This window comes from Oceanobacter sp. 3_MG-2023 (genome assembly GCF_030688925.1).
Lineage (GTDB): Bacteria > Pseudomonadota > Gammaproteobacteria > Pseudomonadales > Oceanobacteraceae > Oceanobacter.
In genome coordinates this window covers 1-3,965 of the sequence record NZ_JAUYVX010000031.1, presented here as the reverse complement: position 1 = coordinate 3,965, position 3,965 = coordinate 1, and the positions used below count along the sequence as shown (strand labels likewise).

Here is a 3,965-nt window from a genome sequence, read left to right as displayed (position 1 = left end):
GTACCAGACAGGCTGAAACTCACGCCATCAGAAATATCAGCAGAGTCATCCGCAGTGGCGGTATACACCACTTGCCCGGCACCGCTGTTTTCATCGATGGCAGTCGCGGTATCACCAGAGGTAATCGTCGGTGCCACTTCATCGAGGTTATTGACCGCCAGCGTGACAGTTTGATCTGTAAAGTTACCGGCCCCATCGGTGGCGGTGACGGTAAAGCTGTAACTGGACTTGGTCTCATAGTCGGCATCCGCCAACAAAGTGACTTCACCCGTGGCCGAGTTAATGCTGAACAAAGCAGCATCAGCCCCCGAGAGGCTATAATCCGCTGTCGCGTCATCGGTCGCTGCGGTGTAAATAACCGAACTGGCGCCAGAGTTTTCATCAATGGCATCTGCCAGAGTCCCGGAGTTAAATACCGGTCCTGACTCATCCAGATCATTGACCGCCAGCGTCACGGTCTGATCAGTGAAGTGACCGGCGCCATCGGTGGCTGTGACGGTAAAGCTGTAGCTGGACTTGGTTTCGTAGTCAGCATCAGCTTTTAGAGTCACTTCTCCAGTATTGGTATCAATGGTGAAGTAAGCCGCGTCAGTACCACTGAGGCTAAACGTTACGCCGTCCGAAATATCAGCAGAGTCATCAGCGGCCGCGGTATACACCACCTGCCCAGCACCGCTGTTTTCATCGATGGCAGTCGCGGTATCACCAGAGGTAATCGTCGGTGCGACTTCATCGAGGTTATTCACCGCCAGCGTGACAGCTTGGTCCGTGTGGTTACCGGCCCCATCGGTAGCGGTGACAGTAAAGTTGTAACTGTCTTTTGTTTCGTAATCAGCGTCGGCCAATAAGGTGACTTTGCCGGTGGCTGAATTAATGCTGAACAGCCCTGCATCAGCTCCCGAGAGGCTATAAACCGCCGTCGCATCATCCGTCGCCGCGGTGTAAATCACCGTGTTTTCACCAGAGTTTTCGTCAATGGCGGTCGCTGTTGAACCGGATGTAAATGCCGGTGCCACTTCATCCAGATCATTGACCGCCAGCGTAACGGCTTGGTCCGTGTGGTTACCGGCCCCATCAGTTGCAGTGACTACAAATGAATAGCTGGCTTTGGCTTCGTAATCAGCATCCGTCAACAGAGTCACTTCACCGGTGCTGGCATCAATCGAGAAGTACGCCGCATCGTCGCCTGAGAGCGAGAAAGTCACACCATCGGAGATATCCGCGAAGTCATCAGCAACAGCGGTATACACCACTTGCCCGGCACCGCTGTTTTCATCGATGGCAGTCGCGGTGTCACCAGAGGTAATCGTCGGTGCCACTTCATCCAGGTTATTGACCGCCAAGGTGACGGCTTGATCGGTGTGGTTACCGGCTCCATCGATGGCTGTGACGGTAAAGCTATAACTGGACTTGGTTTCATAGTCGGCATCCGCCAACAAAGTGACTTCGCCTGTAGCGGAGTTGATGCTGAAATACGCTGCATCGTCGCCAGAGAGGCTATAAACCGCCGTCGCATCATCCGTCGCTGCGGTGTAAATCACCGCGTTCTCACCGGAGTTTTCATCAATGGCATCAGCCAACGTGCCGGAGTTAAATACCGGTCCTGACTCATCCAGATCATTGACCGCCAGCGTCACGGTCTGATCAGTGAAGTGACCGGCGCCATCGGTGGCTGTGACGGTAAAGCTGTAGCTGGACTTGGTTTCGTAGTCAGCATCAGCTTTTAGAGTCACTTCGCCAGTATTGGTATCAATGGTGAAGTAAGCCGCGTCAGTGCCGCCAAGGCTAAACGTTACGCCGTCCGAAATATCAGCAGAGTCATCAGCGGTGGCGGTATACACCACTTGCCCAGCACCGCTGTTTTCATCGATCGCGGTAGCCGTCGCACCAGAGGTAATCGTCGGTGCCACTTCATCGAGGTTATTGACCGCCAGGGTAACGGCTTGATCGGTAAAGTTACCGGCCCCATCGGTAGCGGTGACGATAAAGTTGTAGCTTGGTTTGGTCTCGTAATCAGCATCCGCCAACAAGGTGACTTCACCGGTGCTGGCATCAATCGAGAAGTACGCCGCATCGTCGCCGGAGAGCGAGAAAACTACGCCATCAGAGATATCAGCAGAGTCATCAGCAACAACGGTATACACCACTTGCCCAGCACCAGAGTTTTCATCGATCGCGGTAGCCGTCGCACCAGAGGTAATCGTCGGTGCTGCTTCATCCAGGTTATTGACCGCCAGGGTAACGGCCTGATTGGTAAAGTTACCAGCTCCGTCGGTAGCGGTGACAGTAAAGCTGTAACTGGACTTGGTTTCGTAGTCGGCATCGGCCAACAAGGTGACTTCACCTGTAGAGGAGTTGATGCTGAACAAAGCAGCATCATCCCCCGAGAGGCTATAAACCGCTGTCGCATCATTGGTTGTGGCTGTGTAAATAACCGAGCTGGCACCAGAGTTTTCATCAATGGCATCCGCCAACGTACCGGAGGTAAATACCGGTCCTGACTCATCCTGATCATTAACCGCCAGCGTCACGGTCTGGCTATCTTGTAAACCCGCGCCATCGGTGGCAGTTACAGTAAAACTGTAGCTTGGTTTGGTTTCGTAATCAGCGTCGGCCAATAAGGTGACTTCGCCGGTGGCTGAGTTGATGCTGAAATACGTTGCATCGTCGCCTGAGAGCGAGAAAGTCACGCCATCAGAGATATCGGCAGAGTCATCCGCAGTGGCGGTATACACCACTTGCCCAGAACCGCTGTTTTCAGCTATCGCAGTGGCCGTAGCGCCAGACGTAATGCTTGGCGCTGCTTCATCCAGGTTATTAACCGCCAACGTGACAGCTTGATCGGTGTGGTTACCGGCTCCATCGATGGCTGTGACGGTAAAGCTATAACTGGACTTGGTTTCATAGTCGGCATCCGCCAACAAAGTGACTTCGCCTGTAGTGGAGTTGATGCTGAAATACGCTGCATCGTCGCCAGAGAGGCTATAAACCGCCGTCGCATCATCGGTCGCTGCGGTGTAAATAACCGAGCTGGCGCCAGAGTTTTCGTCAATGGCATCTGCCAGAGTCCCGGAGTTAAAGACCGGTCCTGACTCATCCAGATCATTGACCGCCAGCGTCACGGTCTGATCAGTGAAGTGACCGGCGCCATCGGTGGCTGTGACGGTAAAGCTGTAGCTGGCTTTAGTTTCGTAATCAGCATCCGCCAACAAGGTGACTTCACCGGTGCTGGCATCAATCGAGAAGTAAGCCGCGTCAGTACCACTGAGGCTAAACGTTACGCCGTCCGAAATATCCACTGAGTCATCAGCAACAGCGGTATACACCACCTGCCCAGCACCGCTGTTTTCATCGATGGCAGTGGCGGTATCACCAGAGGTAATCGTCGGTGCTGCTTCATCCAAGTTATTGACCGCCAGGGTGACGGTTTGATCGGTAAAGTTACCGGCTCCGTCGGTGGCTGTGACGGTAAAGCTATAACTGGACTTGGTCTCGTAGTCGGCATCGGCCAACAAAGTCACTTCACCTGTAGCGGAGTTGATGCTGAACAGCCCTGCATCGGCTCCCGAAAGGCTATAAACCGCCGTCGCATCATCCGTCGCCGCGGTGTAAATCACCGCGTTCTCACCGGAGTTTTCGTCAATGGCATCCGCCAGAGTCCCGGAGGTAAATACAGGCCCCACTTCATCCAGATCATTCACATCCAGTGTCACGGTCTGATCAGTGAAGTGACCGGCCCCATCGGTGGCTGTAACAGTAAAGCTGTAGCTTGACTTGGTTTCGTAATCCGCATCCGCCAACAAGGTGACTTCACCGGTGCTGGCATCAATCGAGAAATATGCCGCATCGTCGCCTGAGAGCGAGAAAGTCACGCCATCGGAGATATCTGCAGAGTCATCAGCGGTGGCGGTATACACCACAGTACTGGCACCGCTATTTTCATCGATAGCAGTCGCGGTATCACC

At 53.8% G+C, this 3,965-nt stretch carries 1 protein-coding gene; it reads right to left on the bottom strand.

Annotated features, from left to right (window positions below; genetic code table 11):
• Nucleotides 1-3,965 (bottom strand): cadherin repeat domain-containing protein (locus tag Q8W32_RS16440; protein WP_305415674.1); only part of this gene is annotated, 3,965 nt, incomplete at both ends.